We start from the raw sequence: 402 nt of genomic DNA, 5'->3' as shown, positions 1-402 counted from the left end.
CCCCGGGGCCGCCACGCTGTCCAGCCGGGTCAGCTCGTCCTGCTCGTAGCGGGCGTAGTAGATCCGGTAGCGCAGCACGTTCACGTCGCAGCCCGGGGCCGCCTGCAGCTGCCAGGTTAGCCGGTTGGCAAAGCTCGTCTGGTTGCACAGGCTCTCGGCGCTCAGACTGGCGCAGTCCAGCGAGTCCACCCGCAGGGCCGGCGCACAGGGGCGCGTCGAGTCGATGGGGGCCGCACACTGGATCTGGCTGTAGTTCTCCAGCAGGCCAAAGCCCGCCAGCCGCGCATCGGCGTAGCGGCCCCGGGTCAGCACCCGGTAGCAGTAGCTCGAGTCGGCCGACAGCGGCCCGGCGCTGAGCCCGTCCTGGGCAAAGGTGTCGGCCCCGGTGTCGACGTAGGTGAA

Annotated in this window: 1 pseudogene; it reads right to left on the bottom strand. The window is 70.6% G+C overall.

From position 1 onward, the window contains the following. Positions 1–402 (bottom strand): annotated as a pseudogene (locus tag DYU11_RS32910) (gliding motility-associated C-terminal domain-containing protein); the annotation flags it as partial.

The organism is Fibrisoma montanum (assembly GCF_003583365.1).
In the GTDB taxonomy this organism is placed as follows: Bacteria; Bacteroidota; Bacteroidia; order Cytophagales; family Spirosomataceae; genus Fibrisoma; species Fibrisoma montanum.
The sequence above is the reverse complement of the archived record's forward strand: the minus strand, read 5'-3'. Positions and strand labels throughout refer to the sequence as shown.